The sequence below is a fragment of the Streptomyces sp. T39 genome (assembly GCF_008042045.1).
In the GTDB taxonomy this organism is placed as follows: Bacteria; Actinomycetota; Actinomycetes; order Streptomycetales; family Streptomycetaceae; genus Streptomyces.
Genome location: NZ_RDBP01000044.1, coordinates 21313 through 40315, shown reverse-complemented (window position 1 = coordinate 40315; position 19003 = coordinate 21313). Strand labels below are relative to the sequence as shown.

20 protein-coding genes and 3 pseudogenes are annotated in these 19003 nt (G+C 70.1%); 10 read left to right on the top strand and 13 right to left on the bottom strand.

Features of this window, described 5'->3' with window-relative positions:
- Positions 1–294: integrase core domain-containing protein (locus EAO77_RS29170; protein ID WP_147991438.1), on the top strand; the 294-nt coding region annotated here is incomplete at its 5' end.
- On the opposite strand, the gene EAO77_RS29165 is transcribed toward EAO77_RS29170, so the two are convergent.
- The 3 genes and pseudogenes from EAO77_RS29165 to EAO77_RS29150 all read right to left on the bottom strand — a co-directional run.
- Complete coding sequence (locus tag EAO77_RS29165; RefSeq protein WP_147991322.1) at positions 291–539, bottom strand: DUF6233 domain-containing protein; 249 nt, start codon at positions 537–539, stop codon at positions 291–293. The two genes, EAO77_RS29170 and EAO77_RS29165, sit on opposite strands and share 4 nt — an antisense overlap.
- A gap of 219 nt (positions 540–758) precedes the next feature.
- Positions 759–1319 carry a hypothetical protein gene (locus EAO77_RS29160; protein WP_261994186.1) on the bottom strand — a complete coding sequence of 187 codons (561 nt, stop codon included), beginning with the start codon at positions 1317–1319 and terminating at the stop codon, positions 759–761.
- Between the two features lie 270 nt (positions 1320–1589).
- Positions 1590–2282, bottom strand: a pseudogene (locus tag EAO77_RS29150) (hypothetical protein); the annotation flags it as partial.
- On the opposite strand from EAO77_RS29150, the pseudogene EAO77_RS39520 reads away from it, so the two are divergent.
- Positions 2268–2522 (top strand): annotated as a pseudogene (locus EAO77_RS39520) (transposase); the annotation flags it as partial. The pseudogenes EAO77_RS29150 and EAO77_RS39520 sit on opposite strands and share 15 nt — an antisense overlap.
- A gap of 183 nt (positions 2523–2705) precedes the next feature.
- Here EAO77_RS39520 and EAO77_RS29140 read toward each other — a convergent pair.
- Positions 2706–3149 carry a hypothetical protein gene (locus EAO77_RS29140; RefSeq protein WP_261994185.1) on the bottom strand — a complete coding sequence of 148 codons (444 nt, stop codon included), beginning with the start codon at positions 3147–3149 and terminating at the stop codon, positions 2706–2708.
- A gap of 880 nt (positions 3150–4029) precedes the next feature.
- Here EAO77_RS29140 and EAO77_RS38965 point away from each other — a divergent pair.
- Positions 4030–4182 (top strand): hypothetical protein, encoded by a 153-nt coding sequence (locus EAO77_RS38965; protein ID WP_187283472.1) that lies wholly within the window; start codon positions 4030–4032, stop codon positions 4180–4182.
- Between the two features lie 329 nt (positions 4183–4511).
- On the opposite strand, the gene EAO77_RS29135 is transcribed toward EAO77_RS38965, so the two are convergent.
- The 3 genes from EAO77_RS29135 to EAO77_RS38960 all read right to left on the bottom strand — a co-directional run bounded on the left by EAO77_RS29135 (position 4512) and on the right by EAO77_RS38960 (position 7227).
- Positions 4512–5612 (bottom strand): hypothetical protein, encoded by a 1101-nt coding sequence (locus tag EAO77_RS29135; RefSeq protein WP_147991321.1) that lies wholly within the window; start codon positions 5610–5612, stop codon positions 4512–4514.
- 242 nt (positions 5613–5854) lie between these two features.
- Positions 5855–6250, bottom strand: coding sequence for a hypothetical protein (locus tag EAO77_RS29130; RefSeq protein ID WP_147991320.1), 396 nt, complete (start codon positions 6248–6250; stop codon positions 5855–5857).
- The gene (locus EAO77_RS38960; RefSeq protein ID WP_187283471.1) at positions 6247–7227 is read right to left on the bottom strand and encodes a site-specific integrase; all 981 of its coding nucleotides are present in this window, start codon (positions 7225–7227) and stop codon (positions 6247–6249) included. The genes EAO77_RS29130 and EAO77_RS38960 overlap by 4 nt, the downstream gene beginning before the upstream one ends.
- An 83-nt stretch (positions 7228–7310) precedes the next feature.
- Here EAO77_RS38960 and EAO77_RS29115 point away from each other — a divergent pair, with 83 nt between their 5' ends.
- Positions 7311–7820, top strand: a complete 510-nt coding sequence (locus EAO77_RS29115; protein ID WP_187283470.1) for a HEAT repeat domain-containing protein — start codon at positions 7311–7313, stop codon at positions 7818–7820.
- A gap of 166 nt (positions 7821–7986) precedes the next feature.
- Here EAO77_RS29115 and EAO77_RS29110 read toward each other — a convergent pair whose 3' ends face one another.
- A complete protein-coding gene (locus EAO77_RS29110; protein ID WP_147991316.1) occupies positions 7987–8502 on the bottom strand; it encodes a VCBS repeat-containing protein in 516 nt (171 codons plus the stop codon).
- A gap of 64 nt (positions 8503–8566) precedes the next feature.
- Here EAO77_RS29110 and EAO77_RS29105 point away from each other — a divergent pair, with 64 nt between their 5' ends.
- From EAO77_RS29105 to EAO77_RS29085, 5 genes are all read left to right on the top strand, one after another.
- Positions 8567–8848, top strand: coding sequence for a hypothetical protein (locus EAO77_RS29105; protein WP_147991315.1), 282 nt, complete (start codon positions 8567–8569; stop codon positions 8846–8848).
- A 190-nt stretch (positions 8849–9038) separates the two neighbouring features.
- A complete protein-coding gene (locus tag EAO77_RS29100; protein WP_147991314.1) occupies positions 9039–10388 on the top strand; it encodes a tetratricopeptide repeat protein in 1350 nt (449 codons plus the stop codon).
- 217 nt (positions 10389–10605) lie between these two features.
- Positions 10606–11286: an adenylate kinase gene (locus EAO77_RS29095; protein ID WP_147991313.1), complete on the top strand. Its 681-nt coding sequence runs from the start codon at positions 10606–10608 to the stop codon at positions 11284–11286.
- Positions 11287–11466: 180 nt separating this feature from the next.
- A complete protein-coding gene (locus tag EAO77_RS29090; RefSeq protein WP_147991312.1) occupies positions 11467–11934 on the top strand; it encodes a hypothetical protein in 468 nt (155 codons plus the stop codon).
- Between the two features lie 399 nt (positions 11935–12333).
- Positions 12334–13293, top strand: a complete 960-nt coding sequence (locus EAO77_RS29085; protein ID WP_147991435.1) for a threonine/serine dehydratase — start codon at positions 12334–12336, stop codon at positions 13291–13293.
- A 286-nt stretch (positions 13294–13579) separates the two neighbouring features.
- On the opposite strand, the gene EAO77_RS29080 is transcribed toward EAO77_RS29085, so the two are convergent.
- Both EAO77_RS29080 and EAO77_RS29075 read right to left on the bottom strand, forming a co-directional pair.
- Positions 13580–13906, bottom strand: a complete 327-nt coding sequence (locus EAO77_RS29080; RefSeq protein ID WP_147991311.1) for a hypothetical protein — start codon at positions 13904–13906, stop codon at positions 13580–13582.
- Between the two features lie 13 nt (positions 13907–13919).
- Positions 13920–14129: pseudogene (locus tag EAO77_RS29075) on the bottom strand (IS256 family transposase); the annotation flags it as partial.
- Between the two features lie 397 nt (positions 14130–14526).
- On the opposite strand from EAO77_RS29075, the gene EAO77_RS29070 reads away from it, so the two are divergent.
- Positions 14527–14853, top strand: a complete 327-nt coding sequence (locus EAO77_RS29070; RefSeq protein WP_410088731.1) for a nucleotidyltransferase domain-containing protein — start codon at positions 14527–14529, stop codon at positions 14851–14853.
- Between the two features lie 4 nt (positions 14854–14857).
- Here the strand turns inward: EAO77_RS29070 and EAO77_RS29065 are convergent, their stop codons facing one another.
- From EAO77_RS29065 to EAO77_RS29055, 3 genes are all read right to left on the bottom strand, one after another.
- Positions 14858–16714, bottom strand: coding sequence for a sialidase family protein (locus EAO77_RS29065; protein ID WP_187283468.1), 1857 nt, complete (start codon positions 16712–16714; stop codon positions 14858–14860).
- Between the two features lie 291 nt (positions 16715–17005).
- Positions 17006–17515 carry an SRPBCC family protein gene (locus EAO77_RS29060; RefSeq protein ID WP_147991309.1) on the bottom strand — a complete coding sequence of 170 codons (510 nt, stop codon included), beginning with the start codon at positions 17513–17515 and terminating at the stop codon, positions 17006–17008.
- Positions 17512–17889, bottom strand: a complete 378-nt coding sequence (locus EAO77_RS29055) for an ArsR/SmtB family transcription factor (protein WP_147991308.1) — start codon at positions 17887–17889, stop codon at positions 17512–17514. Before EAO77_RS29055 ends, EAO77_RS29060 begins: the two co-directional genes overlap by 4 nt.
- Positions 17890–19003 lie beyond the last annotated feature (1114 nt).

Genomic DNA, 19003 nt, shown 5'->3' with positions numbered 1-19003 from the left:
ACCGACAACGGCTCCTGTTACAAGTCCAGGCTGTTCACCCAGACGCTGGCCGCGGCCGGCATCACCCACAAGAGGACCCGGCCCTACCGGCCGCAGACCAACGGCAAGGTCGAACGCTTCAACCGCACCCTGCTCGACGAATGGGCCTACCTACGGCCCTACACCTCGAACACCGAGCGGACAACGGCACCGGCAGACTTCCTCCACACCTACAACCACCACCGCTGCCACACCGCACTCGACGGACAGCCGCCCATCACCCGCGTCAACAACCCTGCGGGTCAATACACCTAGGCCGCGATGACGCGGGTGACGGCGCGGACGCGTTTGCTGGCCATGCGGCAGCCGCCGACGTGGACGTACAGCGGTGGCCGGTCGGCGCCGATGCCGGTCTCGACCGTCCAATCCGGGACCGGTGGCCGCCGCACGGGCCCCGCTCGCTGTTCTCGCTTGCGCCGCTCAAGGTCGCCGATCCGTTCGCGCACCTGGTCAAGACTCAGGCCGGAAAGCTGGGCGCCGCCGTCTTGTACGCCACGCACGAGCCGGAGCTGACGGACTTCTTGCCGGGCTCGGGTTCACCCTCTCCCCCGACGGCATCGGCATCCCACCCCGACCGGGCTGATCTGCCACGGCCCGACCAAGGGCTTCCGCCTCTCGGTGAAGCCGCTGCGCACCGGTATTCAGATGGAACCCATGGCCACCCCGTACGGGCGGCAGCTGGTCGTCCGTGGCGTCCTGCCGGTTCCCGCGCACTGACGTCAGCGGCGCGTGACGGCGTAGCCCGCGTCGTTGACGGCGCGGGTCCACACGTCGCGGTCGAACCACTTGGTGATGTTCGGCTGCATCTCGGTGATGGTGCGCATCCGCGCTTCCCAGTCGTGTCCGGCCGAGCCGCGGCTGCCGTCGCAGCCGGTGCAGCCGTCCTCACCGTGGATGTGGCCAGCCATCCAGGCGTTGACGGCTACGTTGATGATGACCGCGTACAGGTCGCCGCCGGTCTGCGCGAGGGAGTCCGGCACCCCGGCGAGGACCAGGGCGAGCTCCGGGTTGTCGATCGGCGGCATCGGGGCCTGCCCGACGCCCTTCTCGCTGCTGCTCTCCTCGTACGACGCCACGCTCTGCGCGAGCCGGTCGGCCGTGACGGAGGCGTCGAAGTACCTCCAGGAGGAGCGCACCTGGATTCCGAGCCGCTCGGAGACGGTGGTGATCTGCTTCTCGATCGTGTCCTCCACGGTCGCCGGCGCAAGGGTCACCCCCCGGCGGGCCAGCTCCGCGAGCGTCTGGGCAACGGCTTCCTTGAACGCCTTCGTGTTCCGCACCACGGCATCGTAGGCAGGCTGAGGCAGCCGCCGGACGGCTTCGCCTGCATTGGTCTTGTGCGGCGCGGAGGACGGTGGCCGGGGCGGTGTCGTGCACGCCGTCGATTGCGAAGAGGGGTCGGCCGGCGGGCCGGGTCTGCCGCTGGACGGGACAGTAGACGCCGCCGAGCAGCCTGGGGTCGGCTGTGCTCGCTGTGTACGGCGCCGCCGCCGGGCTTGACCCGGTCTTGAAGGTCTTCGACCACGGGGTCGGGTGGTGGTGCGTGAGGGTCAGCCGGCGGTCCGGGACGCAATGAGCCGGTTGGTGAGTTCCACCGTTCCGAGGTACCACCAGAAGATCCAGTCCAGGAACGCTTCGTCGTATTCGCCGCGCCGGTCTGCCTTGCGGTGGCGCAGGTCGTAGCGGTTGGCGCTCTCGAATAGTGCCCCTTCGTCCTTGCCGAGCTTGTCCTTGAGTAGGGCGCGGCGTTCCTCGAGGATGCCCGCGAGGGTGACGATTGCCGACCGTTTGCTCTCCGCTGTCGTGTCCCGGCCGCGGAACAGGGCGATCGCGTGACGGACCCGGGCTGTGATGTCCGGTGCGCTCTCGTTGAGCGCCCGGTGCACCAGCGAGCTGCGGGCGTCGTCGGTGACGGCGACCAGGCGCCCGAGGTCCTCGCCTTCAGCAGCCAGCTCGTACTCGATGCCGGCTTCGCGCAGCAACTCGTTGACCTTGCCCCGGTACAGGACGCGGGCAGGCCCGTTGTGGAACTCCGAGTGGTGCCACCCGCACATGTTCCAGCTGTGGAAGCGGCGCGTGCGGGGGCGGCTGACCAGGTCGTGGAAGACCTCGATCAGGCCGAAAAAGGTGTCCTCGTCCCAGGTCTCTGGGGCCAGAGGCCATAGGTTGGGGATGCCGAGTCGCCGGTCGATCAGCTGCGAGGCGTCTGGCAGATCGTTGGGGTCGTCAAGGCATTCTTCGCCGCTCTCTGCGGAGCCGCACCCGTCCCCGCCTCCAGCGGCAGAACCAACCGCCACCGTCTCTCCCGAGGCGGGGACCGGGCAGCGAACGCCGCCCTCTACCGCATCGCCCTGGTCCGGATGTCCAGCGACTCCCGCACCCGCGACTACGTCGCCCGACAGACCGCCGCCGGCCGGACCAAGAAAGAGATCATCCGGCTGCTGAAACGGGCCATCGCCCGGGAGATGTTCCGCTGCCTGACCACCACGGTCACCGTCCCCGACATCGCGGACCTGAGACCACTGCGGCAGTCCAAGAACATCACCCTGACCGCCGCAGCCCGCCACTTCGGTGTGTGGCCCGCCACCATCTCCACCCTCGAACGCGGCATCCGCCGGGACGACGATCTCGCCCACACCTACCGCGACTGGCTCACAGCCGCTTGATCACGCGCGAGGCCGTTCGACGGCCGGCCCGTCGGGCCACGGCCAGCCGCCGGGGGAAGCATCCGACGGCCGGCCGGCGCGAACGAAGTCGCCGTACTCATCCTGGACGACGCCCTCGTTGACCCACCGACCCCGCCCCGCTCCGGTGCACTGCTCAGCAACGACCACTGCAGCCAGCGGGTCCTCAGCCATGCCCAGGAGCCGCCCGAACTCGCCGGCCTCGTCATCGGGATCGAACGGCGGGAACTCGCCCAGGTCACAGAAGTTCTCACTGCCGACGTCCTCAACCGTGTGCAGCCAAACCTCAAAGGACGTCTTCGCCGCACGAACCTCGACATAGCGCACCCCCAGGTGTCCCGCCGAGCCGCAGGGCCCAAGGAGCTGCTCGACCGAACGACCCCGCCACAGGGCTCCGAGAAGGAACGACTCCGCCAGATACCGCATCCGGCCACCATACGGCGCTCATCCAGCCGAAAGGGCTTGACGATCAATAGGAGCATCAGTGCCCTTTCCGTCCGTTCCAGGCGGGAGGTTGCGAAGCTCAGGATCAAAGAGATGCGGACTCGGAGAGGCATCCCTAAAAGAAGGCGGGGCCTTCGCGACCTTGCAGAGGAGGCGGAGATACCTTCTCGGATGCTTTGATCTGGCTGAACCGCCCGCTCCGGTGAAGAGATCGAGGGCAAAGTTGCCTCGTACGTTGCTTCAGATGGCGTTCCTTGTCCCCATTTTCGACTTCGTGGAGGGCGTCCGAGACGAGTACCCGCGCGTTCTCAACGCTTCCTCGGCTCCAGTTGGGCAGCGCAACGCTCCACCGTTCACCTGCGGCCGTTACTCATTTCTAGCGGCATCGTCGCAGGTGGGAAGCTCGCAGTCTTCGGTGGCTGACTCCTTCAGGCCGCCTAGCACATCTCGCGGGGCTCCGCTTGGCTGCCTTCCCCGGCCGATCCTGGCCTGTGATGGTCACCAAGGCAGGGGGAACGTCTCGTCGGCATGTGCGTAGGCTTCTGAGTCGACGACAGCAGCGGACTTCATGGGCTCCGCAGCCGCTCGAACGGTGTTGTCGTCACCGCGTAGTTCGACCGCTTCAACCGGAAGGAGACAAAGCAGTGGCCCCCTGCTCGAACAAAGGGCCACTCGCGTAGTCCGACAGCTCCACCCCCTACCAGAACGCATTCCAAGATGGGAGAAGAACCATCAGGTCCGAGCCCGAGCCTACGGGGCGCCGCGTACTGCCGTCGAGCCAAGACGGCGCAGGCACCCCCGCAGGCATAGCCGTACAAGCCTGTCACCACACCTCACGTACGAACTGGGAGAGGCGGGTTTCGTGAACAACGACCAGATAAGCGTGCGCATGGTGGTGCTGTTGCTGGTGGGCGCGATAACCGTCGGCGTCGCTCTCTATCACCCGGCATTCGGGGCGGCGCTTGGTATCGGCGTCGTCGTGGTCGCCCTGTTCAACGAGCTGATGGGCAGATAGCGGACGACCATCGCGCCCCGGATACGTGAGTGGACCCGGACCGTTTCGGTCCGGGCTCGTGTGACTGAGGGCTTCAGTTGGCCAGTTGAGCGAAGCCGCTGACCAGGTACGATTCCCGCCGCCGTTCTCCATGGAACGGAACCCGAAGCGTCACGACCCGCTGACCAGGGGATACTCCTACGCTCAACCGGCCAGATCTAACGCTCACTGGCCAACTGAAGCGCTCAGTCACAGCGGGGGCCAGACGTTTGGCGCGCGGACCCGGAGACGGTGGTGGCGATGACCGCCCGATCGGGACGGTCCGGCGGTGTCGGTGGTGGGAGGTACCGTCAGTCAGTTAGGCATCCGGCAACGTGGCTGGGCGCCGACCGGAGACGGATCCCGTCTCCAGCACGCTGGAGGTTGCATGGCCCCGGACAAACGCCGAGTGCAGACCGCAGTGATCGGCCACGCCGATTCCGAGCTCCCCGTGGTCCTTCCGATAGAAGCGATAGAGCTCGACGACTTCCGGGCCCGCCATGCCGGCGAGACCTACTGGTGCGGGGTGTGGCTGGGCGGGCCGCAAGGACGGTGTCCTGCCGTCCGGTCAGGAGCTCGGCGAGCGCGTCGGCGGTCAGGCCGAGGCGCTCCGCGACCGGGCCGGGGCTCTGGCGGGCTTCGGCGAGGTCGGTTGCTGTCATCACCGACACCAGGGCAAGGGCCCTTGCCTTGGCGACCTGCTGGGCCAGGACATCGGCGACCACCTTCTGGTAGGCGGCCAAATCGCCACGGTTGCGGGCCAGGTAGTCGTTAGCGAGGGTGCGTTCGCTGTGCGCGACCGGCCGCTGATTGAGCTCCAGCCAGGTCAGCCGCAGCCGCCTCGAATCGACCTGCAGCGGCGCAGACTCCGTCCCGCTGCCGGGGACGCGGATCGCCATCTCCTTCGACCAGACGCCCAGCGACCCGTGCGCGAGCTCCGAACGGAACCCCGCCCCGTGCGGGCCGGTGCCGGCGAAGTACACCAGCAGGGCGTCGCTGCCGGTCCGGGCCCGCGTGGCCGAGCCGATGTCGCACAGGAGCGTGTAGAGGCCGAACGGCGAATGCAGGTCCCACCGACCGCCGGCGTCCCGGCTCTGCTGGAGGGCGACGGCACGGTGCGCTCGCGCGGGACCGCGGCGCGGCTTGAGCCAGTCGACCACCGCGCTCGCAGGGCCGCCCGTCTCGCCGTCAGGCCGGTGGTGCGCGGTCGTTGCCGAGATGATCGTCCCCAGATTCTCCCCGGTCAGGCACACCATCAGGACCGCCGCCGCGACCACGTCCGCCCTCGTCAGGTACAGACGAGCCAACAGTCGGCCCGCCCCGCCGTGCCGCCGGACCATGGTGATCGGCACCCGCGTGGAGGAGTGCGGCCGACGGGGAAAGTCCCCCGTCTGCTCCACGAAGTCCAGCATCCAGCCCTCCTCCCAGCCGCTCCGGTCCTCCTCCCGGTCGATCTGGCCGGCCCTCTATGCCGCCAGATGCCGCCGCCCGGCCGCAATCCGCCCGGCCGTCTCCCGCACCTGCCGGCGCGACCGGCGGGTGATCTCCTCGAACTCCTCCTTGTGGTAGCTACGCACGGCACTCCGGGCCTTCGGGATCTGGACCTGGGACAGCCGCGCAAGGAACGCCTCCGCCCCCGCGGGAGAAGCGTGCCTCAGCAGCGACCGCAGCGTGCTGAGCGCGCCCGGCAGCGACCGCCAGCCCCGGTGCTGGAGCACGAACCCGTCAGGTGCACCGGCAGCAGCCCGGCAGGTGCCAGCGGGGGATGCGACAGCGACCCGAGGTAGGCGCAGAACCGGCGCAGCACACGAAGGAAGTCGCCCGCCGACTGGGGCGTGCGCCGCACACCGGCTGGCCCGCTGGCCGCCGCCATCGCCGCGGCGAACCACTCCTGCAACGGACGTGCCACGGGCAGCTCGGTCAGATCGAAGTCCGCCCAGCCGCCGTTCCGCTCGCTGAAAACACGCACCCGGCACTCGCCCGCGTCCACGAACAGCCGCTGCGGCGACTGGTAGCCGGCGGTGGGCAGCGCCGCCCTTCGCCCGCTCACCACGCACCCCCGGCCGCGACCGGGTCCGTCATCACCCGCGGGTGATCAGCGAACACCGACTCCAGCAGGGACTCCATCGCGGCGCCGTGGGCGTGCTCGACCAGCAGCTCCACTTCCAGATCCCGAAACGGCTCCAGGTAGACGTCCATCGTGGTGGCCACATCCGCGTGCCCCAGCAGCGTCTGCACGAGGAACCAGACGTCCCCGAACTGGGCCCGGAAGTCGCGCATCTCGGCCTCGCCAAGGTGGGCGTAGCGCCGCTCGTACAGCAGCTTGCCCAACGCGTACCAGCGCAGCGCCATCGAATGCCGCAGCATGTGCGGTGTCGCCGACAGCCCTACCAGCCCGGCCGCCGCCACCCGCTCGTTCGCCCGGCAGAAGGTGTGCTCCCAACCTCGCGGCTGACGCGGCAGCCCGTCCTCGTTCAGCCACAGCGCCGCCGGCGCCAGCCCCGCCGGCGTCTCCACAAACAGGCGGCACCGCTCCCGCGGACCCAGCACGTCCAGCGAGACGATCTGCCGGTGCCCGGCGTCATCCCGTAGGGACACCCGGCGCCCGCCCGCGATCCGCTCCAGCACCAGCCGCCGCCGGACCTCGCGGTACCGGCCCGCTGACTGCGCCCGCCGTACGGCCGCCGCCCGCTCTCCCTCCACGTACGAAAGCCAGTCCACCAGCACGCGCCGGGGCATCCAGTACCTGCGACCCCGCCTGTTCTTCGCACACGCGTCCGCGAGCCGGGACGTCACGTAGCCCCGCCCGGTATCGGGCGGCAGCTCACACAGCAGCAGGCTGCCGCCCTCCGGCAGCCGCAGCCCCGTGCCGTACAGGCCATCGGCGAACGCACAGTCCCGCTGCCCGTTCCGGCCTCGCCAGCCACGGACCTCCTGCCCCGACATCTCCAAGCCCCGCAGGCCGATGTCCCGCCAGCGCCGGTACCCCGCCGGATCGAGCCACTTGACGTCCTTGCGTCGCACCACGCCCGGCCCGGCCCGAGCCCGAGGCACATCGGGAAGCATTTCTCCAGGTCCTCGCAGATCCGCTGGAGCTGGAGGGCTCCACGATGTGTCCGACGAACTGGACGATTGAGGCTGCCCGCGACGCCGTCACGGACGACCTGCATCTCCTGCTCCCTCTCCTCGTCGACCACGATCCCGACGTCCGCGCCGCGGCCACCTTCGTCCTCGCGATAGCCACCCGCGACATCCCGCGCATCTCCTCGGCTCTGCACGAGCGGCTGGCGGTGGACGAGGACCCGGTGGTCCGCGTCAGCGCAGTCCTTGGCATCGCCCAACTCGCCCGCGAACACCACCACGAGAACGCCCCGGCCTGGGCACAGGAGCTGTGGTCGGATCCCGGCCCACCACCCGAGATCCGGATCGGCGCCGGCCTCGCCTGGCTGTGCCTGGCCGACGACCCCGCACCCGACGAACTCCGCACCTTCCTGACCGCATCCAGCACCACCCAGCACAACCAATTCTTCCAGCGCGTGCCATGGCTCCAGTCGGGCGGCGTCCACGGACTGCGCACCAGCATCCACTCCATGCTCACCCCGCACGCCCTCAGCCCATAGCCGCCTCTCGTGCCCGCTGCGGACCGAGCCTGGGAGCGACAGACGGGCCAGGCTGAGCCGAACAGCACTGCGGCGCCTCTTCTCTCCGGCCGGACAGAAGAGGCGGCGCTTCCTCGCGTGCAAGGACCCGATCGAGCGCCCCTCGTAGCACTGCGCAGCAGTGTCGTCAGGCGATGTGGTCGTCCGATCGCTGAGGGAGGTAGAGCACGCTCGTGGTGTCCTTGGAGCGGAAGGGTGCTGTCGCGTTTCCGGTGCCCTTGTAGAGGTAGGAGCGTCCCTCGGCGGGGGTGGCGTAGAGGTCTGGGTGGCCGTCGCGGTTGCCGCCGCCGATGCCGATGATGTGGGTGTAGGCGTTCCAGCCGCCGCCGATGCGGACGCGGGTGGTGAAGGTGCCGTCGCCGCGGCCCTGGTACAGCCACAGGACACCGGCCGTGTCGCGGGCCAGCAGATCGCCCGTCGGGCCGCCGGCGATGTTGCCGGTGGCGGTGAGGTGGTTGATCGACCGCCATCCCCTCAGGCCGATTTTCCCGCGTGGTGCGAAGGGGGCGCTCTCGGCGCCGGTGGCGGCGTGCAGCCACCGTGCGCCGTGGGAGTCGCTGGCGACGAGGTCGGGACGGCCGTCACCGGTCAGGTCGCTGCCGGCCGCGATCTGCCGGTAGTGCCAACCCGTCCGGCTTCGCATCACGGGTGGTCTGGACTTACCCCGTCCGTATACGGCGCCAGCAGGGCGGGTTCATGCCGTGGGTGTGCGCCTGCTCGTGGACGTCGACGGGGCGGAGGCGGTGGCGGTCTCCGGGCTGCCGTCGCTCGTCGCCGACCTGCCGGCCCCGACCACGGACGAGGACGAACGCGGCAGGGCCGCGGAGGTCCTCGGCCGGCACACACGGACCCTCGTCCGCCTGCCCGGCGAGGCCGGGCAGGCACGGACAACGTATACGGGTGAGGTGGACAGGGTGCCGGTCACCGGCGTCCTCACAGCAGGCGAACGCCTCCGCCGCCTGATCTGGCAGGCTTCGAAGCCGACATGACCCAGCCAGATTCGTCGGCGTCGGGCCAGCCCTGGTCTCGGGAGCAAAGGAGTGGCCGGTGCACGCCCTGCGAGCAGCCGGGGACCGGCCATGGCTCGCGCGGTGGCGCGGGCGGCCGTGAGCGTGGTGCGCCGTTCGGCCGGGTCACCGTATCGCGACGGTGTCGGCGGGTGGGGCTACGGTCTGCGCTGTGGACGCTGCCGATCTTGACTACCGGGCCCGGACCCAGTCGGGCTGCATACCGCCGCATCTGGCCGTGCGGCTCCTCGAACTCGTGCCTGAGAGAGCGGAGTTCTGGGCGTGTCACGGGGAGTGGTTCTGTGCGCGTGAGTGGGCGCGGCTGCTCGGTGAGAGGGGCCGGCAGGCGCAGGCGCTGGACGTGCTCGCCCCGTATGTCGCGACGGGCTGGTGGACGGCTGTCGTGGCCGCAGCCGGGCTGCTGGAGGGCTGGGGGCGGGCCGACGAGGCGATCACGCTGACCCGCACGCGCATGGAGGCCGGGCATCCGCTGGCGCTGGAGTCCTACGCCCGGCTGCTCGCCCGGCACGGCCGCAGCGGGGAAGCGTTCACGCTGCTTCAACCTCACATCGACGACTCGTTCCTCGCCACTGCCCTGGTCGACGTCGCCGCCGATGCCGGGCGCGACGACGACGCCGCGGCCCTTCTCGCGGCCCGGATCCCGGACGGCCACCGGTGCGACAGCCCGTGGTGCTGCCGCGGCCTGGACCCCGACACCGCGATCCGACTGCTCGCCACCCTCCACGAACGCCACGGGCGCCTCGACGACGCCATCACCCTGCTCCACACCCGGAGCGCGACGTGCCTCAACAACCGTGACCAACTGGCCGACATGCTCGCCCGGCACAACCGGATCGACGAACTGCACGTCTACGCCGCGACCGAGCCCCTCGGCATTGCCACGCGGCGCCTGGCCGAAGTGCTGGAGGAGCGCGGCGACATCGAGGGCGCGATCGCCGCGTACCGGCAAGCCGGTGACGACTCCCTTCGCCGCTGCCAGACCGCGGGGTCCCTGGCCGACCTGCTGGCGCGCCACGGCCGAAACGACGAAGCGATCGACGTTTTGCGGGCCCTGGCCGATGCCCGTGGTGGTGCCGAGGACTGGATCCTCCACCAGCTCTGCATCCTGTACACCGACCAGGGACGCCCCGAGGACAGCCTCGCCTACCTCGACGCGCGCACCGGACACCCCGGAGAGGTGGAGTGGGAGCTGTTCTGGATGCGGCTCACACTCATGGCCGCCTGCGGCCGCGTCGACGAGGCGTACGAGCAGGCCCGCGCCCACCCCGAAGGCGACACCCCCTACGCGGCGCCGCACATCGCCGAACTGCTCGCCGGCGCCGGACGTACCGAAGAGGCTGTCGCGGTCCTGCGGCCCCACGCCCGCGAGAACAGGCACGACCTCGCCGGGTACCTCATGGATCTCGGCCGCATCGACGAGGCCGTGACCGTCCTGCAGCAGCACGCGCCTCGCCCGCCGCAGGCCGATCCAGTGGCCTGGAACGAGCGGCCACCGTTCTGAACTCCGTAGCGTGATCCGGCCAGGACAGGACTCACCGACTCTGCCGAGCAGGTGCGGCAGATGTCATCGTGGAGGGGGCACCGCGACACGGCCGTCTCCCGAGGCACGGTTCCGTCGCACAGGGATGGCTCACCGGATGGCCAAGGACATCGGCAGGCGGCGATCGCGTATCCCGGAGACGACTCGACGGCCATCATGACGAAGGGACACCGCATCAATGCGCATCCTCCTCCTCGGACCCCCCGGATCCGGCAAGGGCACCCAGGCCGCGCGTCTTGCCGCACATCTGTCGATCCAGCACATCTCCACCGGTGATCTCTTCCGTGAGCACATCGACCACGGCACCCTGCTCGGGCAGCACGATCGGGCGCGCTTACGGGCCGGGCTTCTGGTGTCGGACGAGGTCACCATCCGCGTGGTCCGAGAGCGTCTCGCCCGTGCCGACACCCGGGCCGGATTCCTGCTGGACGGCTTCCCCTGCAGTCTTGCCCAGGCGAAGGCGCTGGACGGCATGCTGGCCGCATCGCAGTCGAGGCTGGATGCTGTGCTCGGTCTGGAGATCGCAGAGGCCGAGGTGGTCAGACGGATCGCCGGACGGCGTGTGTGCCGAAACGAGCCCGCACACATCTTCCACACCGAGTTCAGCCCGCCCGACGTGCCGGGACTCTGCGACATCTGCGGCGGGGAGCTCTACCAGCGCACTGACGACAGCGAGGCAACGGTCCGACAGCGACTGAAGGTATACCGCAGCGAGACCGCTCCGGTCCTCGACCACTATCAGGCGCAAGGGATCGCAACCACGATCTCGGCCCTCGGCCAGGTCACAGAGGTTCTCAACCGCGCGCTCCTCACCCTCGACAAGGACCGAGCAGGCGCACCCGGCCGGGAGACCCACTGACGGGCAGCAGGGGGTCGCTCGAACACGCCGGACTGGGACGGCGTTCAATACCTGCGGCACCACCTGCTGTTCAGGAATTGTCGGCCGCCGTGCCCGCACTGGTCAAGACGGGGGCCGCAGATGACATCTGATCCCATTGCCGCGGCAGGGCACGCCGCCCGGGCAGTGGTGCGTGACCGCTTGACCGACCAGGTCTTCGCCACCCGCCTTGGCCAGCGACCGCGGACATGGCAGGTCGACCGCGAGCCTTTCCTCGCCCAGGTCCAGGACGTCGTTCTCCTGGCGACGCTGGCCACCGCCGACAGCCAGGACGGCGTGCCGCAGGAGTGGTGGGCGCGGGCAGCGCACGTCCTTCAGACGCGAGACGACCTGGACCTCTTCGCCGCGATGCCGCCGGTGCCTTCCGGTATCGCACAGCGGGTGACCCGGCTGCGTCTGATGGCCATCAACCTCACTGCCGGGTCGGGGCACCGGTGGGTGCGGCTCGTATCCACCGCACGCGAGGTCCTCGCGCCGGACGCTCTGCTCAAGGCCACGGAAGCGCAGGCAGAGAAGGAGGGCCTGTGGCCGGGCCGGGCCCGGAGCGCTCATGGGCCGCCCGGTCCGGGCGGCCCATGTCCGTCCCTTTCAGGAGCGGTACGCCGGTAGCGGAGCCGTTCTCTCTACAGCTCGATTCGGCGACGACGGGGCTGAGGTCGTCGAGGGGTCATCCAGGCGCATGGTCGCGGCAGCCACGCCTGTTGCTCAGCAGCGGGAACGCCGGATCCGCGGGAGAGCAAGGTTGCTGACTTCCGGGAACACCTGGGTGCTTGCTTCGGGACAGCGGTTGCTCCCGCACGAGGAGGGAGCCCGGGTGCTGCAGACGTCCAAGGTCGCTCTGTACGTGGTGATCCGTCGTGATGCCGGGGCCGGCCTGTCACTGGTGGCTAGGATCATCGGCCTGCCGTGCGGTTGATCCGCGTGGGCAGGAGCGGCGCCCACGTGGGCGCCGTGGATGACAAGGATCCCGGTCACCGCGGCTTGGACTATGTGACGGAGGTTAACGTGCTGATCACTGCCGCGGACGTGGAATCCGCAGCCGCGCGGATCGCGGGGCATGTCATACGGACCCCGACAGTGCCGAGCCACGGGCTGTCCGCGCTCCTGGGCGCGCCTGTCACCGCGAAGCTGGAGCTGCTGCAGCGCACTGGCTCCTTCAAGGCGCGCGGCGCGACGGCGAAGCTGCTCACGCTGAGCGAGTCTGAGCGCGCCGCTGGTGTCGTAACGGTGAGCGGCGGCAACCACGGCATCGGGCTCGCTGTCATGGCTGGCGCGCTGGGCATCAGGGCGACCATCGTCATGCCACGGTCGGCCCCCGGCCGCGCCGTGGACGTTGCCGAGGCCGCTGGCTCGAGCGTCGTCATCGCTGAAACCATGGACGGCGCGTTCGCCCTCGTGAACGAATTCCGGACGAAGGGGCTCACCCTGGTCCACCCCTTCGACGACCCCGTCGTCATCGCTGCCCAGGGCACAGTCGGCCTGGAGTTCGCAGAGGATGCCGGGAAGCTCACCGACCTGCTCGTCAGCATCGGTGGCGGGGCGCTGATCTCCGGGGTCGCCACTGCGCTGCACGCGCGCCGTCCCGGCGTGCGGATCTGGGGTGTGGAGACCGAAGGCGCACGAGCCATGTCGGCGGCCCTGGCCCGCGGCGGGCCGGTGCCGGTCGAACTGTCCTCGATCGTCTCGACACTGAGCGCTCCCAGCGCCTCACAGCTCACCTACGAGCACGTCTCCGCATTGGTCACCGATGTCCTCACGGTGACCGACGCCGAGGCCGTGCAGGGCACCCTCGATCTGGCCGAGCACGCGAAGGTGTGGGCCGAGCCCGCTGCCGGATGCCTGCTGCCCGCGGCACGCCAGGTCCTGGAACGTGTCGGTGAGGGTGCCAAGCTCGGCCTGGTGCTCTGCGGCGGCAACGCGACGAGCACCGATGTGACCGCCTGGGCCGAGCGCTTCGGACTGCGCTGATCGCACAGATTCGGCACGTCGTCAGCGAGATCCGGCAAGGGGCGGACCGTTCGTCCGCCGGGCACCTGCCTGCCGTAGCAGCCTTGAGGTAGCACCGGGTGCCTGGGCGCGTCGAACAGCAGTCGCTGCACGACAAAGGTCAGGGCGGCGCACAGCGCTGAAGCAGGGCTGAACGGCACGGCGTGATGCGTCGTGGTTGCATGGCGGGCGGATCTGCGGCGTGGCAAGGAACCAGAAGGGCATCCTGGCTGGGAGCAATAGTCAAGACTTGTGGATCGGCAGTTGCTCAGCTTCGAGTTGATCGGAGCCTGGTGAGTCCTCCGACCGCCGAGAGTTCGTGGTTGAGAGGCTCGGCGCCGGTCGGCGAGGTGATGAGCAGGAATACCGACACGTCGGGGTGCTCGTCGTCGTAGAGATCGTCTTCCCCGTCGTCTCCGGGGATGGCGTTCGGCTGGACCTGGAGGCGGGGCGTGTCGGCGAGGGTCGCCAGGAAGTAGAAGCCGAGGTAGTCGCTCTCGCGTTCGGTAAAGGTCACGTCGAATCGGTCGGCGAGCAGGCCGGCCAACTCCTTGGCCGTGTAGGAGTTCGTGCCGTAGGTGTCGGAGACGGTCATCTTGGCATTCTCCTCAGGCCGCGTGGCTCTCGGTGCGTTCGACCAGCAGGCCGTTCTCGGAGAGGGCCCCGGCCCGAACGAGTGGGACCAGGTGGGCTCCGGTGATCGCCCGCCAGCGGGCCTGGGCGGATTCGACGAACTTGAACACCATGGCCAAGGCCGCGGCCGGGCTGCCGGCGTCTCGGGTGACCTTGGTCCGGAGCTTGACGGTGGAGAAGGATGACCGCGAGCGGTGGCGTCGGCGAGAACAGTGTCCGTACCCTCACCGCGGTCGAACGGCGCCTCGGCCTCGCGCACGCCACCTTCTACCGGCACTGTCGCCGGTGTGGAGACTCAAGTCGTGCACGGCTCGCTACGACACGGGCAGGTCGACGGACTGGTAGGTCAGTTCCAGGGGCCGACGCCCACACCGTCCGGGCCGCATCTGGCAGCACCTCCGAAGACCACCTCAAACTCCTTGCCAGCCTCGCGGCTACTCCCTCCCATGTGACAGAGCCGACCGACTAACCCGGTTGAGCCGCCCACTGAGCACGCTCCGGACGGTCAAGCATCAAAGAGCGGCTGAGCCTGGCGTCGCATCCTCGTCGAGGGCGACGCCTTTGGCAGGTGGGGCCGGTGAAGTGGTCGCCGTAGTCCATGAGCCGGGGTTCGGTGGTGTCGGGGGTCCATCGGCGGGCTTGGGCGTCCCAGGTGCCGACCCAGTAGTAGACGTACTTGCTGCTGTATTCACCGGGGACGGCTCCGCGGTCCAGGAGTCACCCGATCCGCGGAGCCCGTTCCCCCACCCCGCGTCCTGCTTCGTGACGGGTACCGTCCGGGGAACACCGGTTGCGTGCCTGTCCGCCGAGCAGCAGGTCTTCTTCCACCAGGGCTACGGGCCCGCCGAACGCGACCGGCAGGGCGTGGCACGGCTGCGCACGGCCTTCGGCGTCGCCACCGGCTTCTGACGGGCTACCAGAGCGTGGTGAAACCCAGCCGGAGGCGGGCGTTCGCCTCGCTCTCGGTCAGGGAGCCGCCGCGCACGTTGCTGATCTGGGTGGGGTCCAGCGCCTTGTTGTAGACGCGTACGTCGTCGATCGCGCCGCTGAAGTGCTCCAGGCGGTCCGGTCGGGTCCCGAGGTGGATGTCGTAGGGCCCGTCGGGGCTGACGTCCCCGGTCCCGCCGCTCGCGATGGCGGTCGTAGCGCCGTCGACGGTCAGGCGCAGCGACTCCCCCTCGCGGACGAGGGCCACATGGTGCCACTGCCCGTCGCGGTAGGAGGAGTCGAGCCTCGCCTCCGTGTATCCGCCGCTGCCGCTGACCACACCGCGCAGGGCTTCGGTTCCCCTGGCGGCGTCGCGCTCCGCCTTGAGGAACACCTGCTGCGCTCCGGTTCCGTTGCCGTAGGCCCAGAAGATGGGCTGGGCACCGTCGGACTCGGTGTGCCGGAAGTGGGCGGTGACGGTGAAGTCGCCGGCCGACAGGTCCAGGTCGGGTGAGCAGCTGGAGAGCCGGAGGTGGTCATCCTGGCCGTCGAGCGCGATGGCCGTGCCGGAGCCGCGGGGGGTCAGCGCGGCACCGCCGTGGACGGCCGCGTCGTCACGGTAGGCGCCGACCGGGTCCGAGGTGCGGGGCAGACGCACCTGCGTCGTCGCACCGGTGACCTGGGACGGGCTGAAGGTGGTGAAGTCGATGTTGCCGTGGGAGGTGTTGACGGCCGTCTCGTAGACCAGGGCCACCGAGTCCGCGCCGATGAGGCTCATGTCCGAGTACCCGGCACGGTCGGGGCCCACCAGCAGGCCGGAGGCCGACCAGTTGGCCCCTTCGTCGTCAGAGGAGCGGATGGCGAGTTGCTGCCGGTCCGACACGCTGCCGCCGGAGCGGGAGGGAGCCGAGAACAGTATGCGGTCCTGGGTGCCGCCGAGGTCCTTGGGCGGCAGCCTGATCAGGGAGCCGAACACGGGCGGGGCGTCGAGGTCGGACACCGGCACCCGCCCGAAGGGTGCGAGGACCGAGCCGGGCGCCGAGGGGTCGGGGAGCCCGGTGAAGGACCGGCCGCCGTCGGTGCTGAGCGCCGCGAGCCGGCGCTCGTTGTAGCCGCAGGCCGCGCTGCTGCGGGCGTTCACGTACAGCGACCCGTCGGTGCGTTCCACGACCGCGAGTTCGCCCGGGTTCGTCACCGTCACGGTCGTGCTCCTGATGGGGGTGGCGTGGCGGGCGCCGAGGTTCCAGGTGAGGCCACCGTCGTCGCTGTAGTACAGCTGGCCTCCGCCGATGTCGTCCGACGCGTCGAGCGGGGTCCCGAGGTCGTCGCGGTGGTCGCCGGTGACGACGAGCCTGCCGTGGTGGGCTCCGCGGGTCAGCTGGACGCCGTGGCCGGGGCCGGTGGAGACCCAGTTCCAGGTGTCGCCCTTCAGATGAGGGAGCGGTCTGTCGTCGCGCCAGCCGGCACCCTCGTCGACGCTGGAGACGGCGCGCAGGTTCCGGACACCGCGGTCGCGGGTCCCGTTTTCCTTCAACTTCCAGTCGCTGGTGGCGTAGAGCACGCTGATGCGGCCGGTCACCGCGTCCACCACGGGCGAGGGGTTGCCGTGGGCGTCGTCGTCTCCGGCCGCCGCCCCGGCCACTACGGTCAGCGCGCCCCAGGTCCGCCCGCCGTCGACCGACTTCTTCACCACGATGTCGTTGTGGCCTATGTCGTCGCAGGTGTCTACCCGGCCCTCGGCGAAGGCGAGCAGGGCACCGGACCGGGTCGTGATGATCGAGGGGATCCTGAAGCAGGTGTACCCGTCGCCGCCGACCGCGAAGGGCCGGGACTTCGCGGCCACACCGGCGGCTGCAGCAGGTGCCGGAGGCAGCAGGGCAGCACCGCCGAGGAAGGCGACCCCGGCGGCCCCCAGCACGGCGAGCCGGCCGGCCCGGCGGACCTGTCCGCGCCGCGCGCCGGCCGGTCGTGGCGTGCCTCCCCGGCTCGAGGGGCTCAAAGAACTCAACGGGCTTGCCGGGGACGGCGGATGGGTCGGGCTTTCGGATCGCATGATGCTCCTTCGTTGCCTGGTCCAAGGCTCGGAAGAGTATGGACGATCACTGTGCGCCCGCGCCGGTCGGCCGCCGGTCGATCAGTTGAACATCTGGAGGTAGTGCTTCTCGTGGACCGGGTGGTAGTCGCCGAAGTCGACCGCGGCCGGGTCGCCGCCGGTCTCGGCGGCGACGAGGCGGTCGAGGTAGTAGTCCCAGCCAGGGCCCACCCCACCCGCCATCGCGGGGTCGTCGCCCACGGACTGGCTGAAGGTGAGCCTGGTGGTGCCCTCGTGTTCCACGAGCGTCAGGGTCATGTGCCAGGTGTGGTCCTGGCCGGGGACGTGCGATTCGAGGACCAGACGGTGCGGGGGCCGGCACTCCCGGATGGTGAGTACCTCGGCCTGGTGCTCGTCGCCCTCGAAGAGCATCCGGAAGTCGACCGCGCCGGACGCCGGGTCGCCGGTCCACGCGCCGATCCAGCGGGCCAGGCGGTCCGACTCGGTGACCGCCGCCCAGACGTCCTCGATGCCGGCGCGGAACGTGCGGTCGAACGCGACGCTGTCCAGGCCGTCGATGGTCTCGCGGCGGCCGGTGGGAGTGCTGTTCATGCGGATTCCTCCTGAGGTCGTTCTCCATCGGGCACGGCGTCGCCGTCACCCCGGCGGTCACGGACGGTTCTGCGTACTTCGAGATCGAGGGCGTCGAACGCGCTCTCAGGGATCGGGGGGCGGCGCCCGCTGAGCTCGTCCACCAGTTCCCGGACCGGATCGAGGCCCGCGCGGGCGAGGGCGTAGTGGCGCTCCCGTCCGCGGTCCTCGACGGTGGCGAGGCCGGCCTCGGTGAGCAGTCTCAGATGCTTGCTCACCGCGGGACGGCTGATGGGGTGCCGCGCCGCGAGGTCGACTACCCGGGCGGGGCCGGAGGCGAGCGCGCGCAGCAGGTCACGACGTATGGGGTCGGCCAGGGCGATGAACGGGTCCACACCTGATTAGTAACCTACAGGTTACCAATTGGCAAGTGCGGGCGCGGTGCGGTGCCGGTGTACCCAGCCTGCGGCGCCGTGGTGGTCGAGCTTGTCCTGCAGGGCGATGTGCGCGTGCAGGTAGTCCAGGAGCGCTGTCCGGGCCGGTGAGGTACGGCCGGCCGCGAGGGTGGCGCATGAGACGCGGTGGGTCTCGGATTCGGTGATCGGACGGCCCTCCTCGTACTCGGGTCTTTCACGGTGTCCGGGCCTGCTGCGCCCGGGCGTTGTCCGCGAGGCTGCTGCGGGGTCAAGGGTGGCGTGCCGGCTGACCCGGGTGGGTTCGCCCGGTGACGCGATGGGCGCGGGCTGAGGCTGGTTCGGGTGACTGTAGGCCCAATGCGCAGCAGGGCGGCGATGGTCGTGCAGGCGGGGCCGCGGAAGGGCCTCGCAGGCGGTGTGCCTGCCCTGGCGGGGTGACGGGGAGATGGCCGAGCGCCGGTCCCGTCAAGCAGAACGGACGACTTCCGCCAGTTCGTCGGCGGCCTCGGGAGTCAGGCGGTAGAAGCCCTGAAGGCTGATCGATCTTTCCGGACGACCGTCGGCTATGTGCTTCAGGCCGCGGGTCTGCCCTAGGCGATTGCGCCAGGTAAGTCTGGTGAGCAGGACACCGGATACGGGTACATCGAAGCGCACGGGCGTCGCGTCCACGTGCACGGCCTGAGCCCCGCATCCGCCCGCGCCCTCGTCCCCCGTGCGAGCGCCCGACCACGCCGGCAGGGAGGAGTGCACCCCACTGAAGGCAACCGGCGGCCGCTCGCCCACCCGCCCAGCCTCGCGCAGCGCTCGGCACGTGTCGTGGGTCCACAAGACGGTGAAGGCATCAGACAGGGCGGACGATCGCGGTGGGGGCCCTGGCCGTGCTCTCAGCCACACCGGGGCGGAGGACGACGGGGCCGTCCTGGCTTCGCTGACGGCTGTCGACGGCACGGTGGCTGCGGCACCGACGCCGGTGACGAGGGCCGCAAAATCTGGTCGCTGCGTCCACCGTGCCGCCGCGGAGCCGGAAACCGGCAGCCTGAGGGCCTGGGGCAGGCAGGACCTGAGGGCGTCACTCCGGCCCCGCGGGGGTGGC

Bases quoted from the DNA above. Each gene is read 5' to 3' on its own strand.
- EAO77_RS29140 (WP_261994185.1), bottom strand. From the start codon at position 3,149: ATGCGGTATCTGGCGGAGTCGTTCCTTCTCGGAGCCCTGTGGCGGGGT.
- EAO77_RS29135 (WP_147991321.1), bottom strand. From the start codon at position 5,612: ATGCTGGACTTCGTGGAGCAGACGGGGGACTTTCCCCGTCGGCCGCAC.
- EAO77_RS29115 (WP_187283470.1), top strand. From the start codon at position 7,311: ATGTGTCCGACGAACTGGACGATTGAGGCTGCCCGCGACGCCGTCACG.
- EAO77_RS29110 (WP_147991316.1), bottom strand. From the start codon at position 8,502: ATGCGAAGCCGGACGGGTTGGCACTACCGGCAGATCGCGGCCGGCAGC.
- EAO77_RS29095 (WP_147991313.1), top strand. From the start codon at position 10,606: ATGCGCATCCTCCTCCTCGGACCCCCCGGATCCGGCAAGGGCACCCAG.
- EAO77_RS29080 (WP_147991311.1), bottom strand. From the start codon at position 13,906: ATGACCGTCTCCGACACCTACGGCACGAACTCCTACACGGCCAAGGAG.
- EAO77_RS29060 (WP_147991309.1), bottom strand. From the start codon at position 17,515: ATGAACAGCACTCCCACCGGCCGCCGCGAGACCATCGACGGCCTGGAC.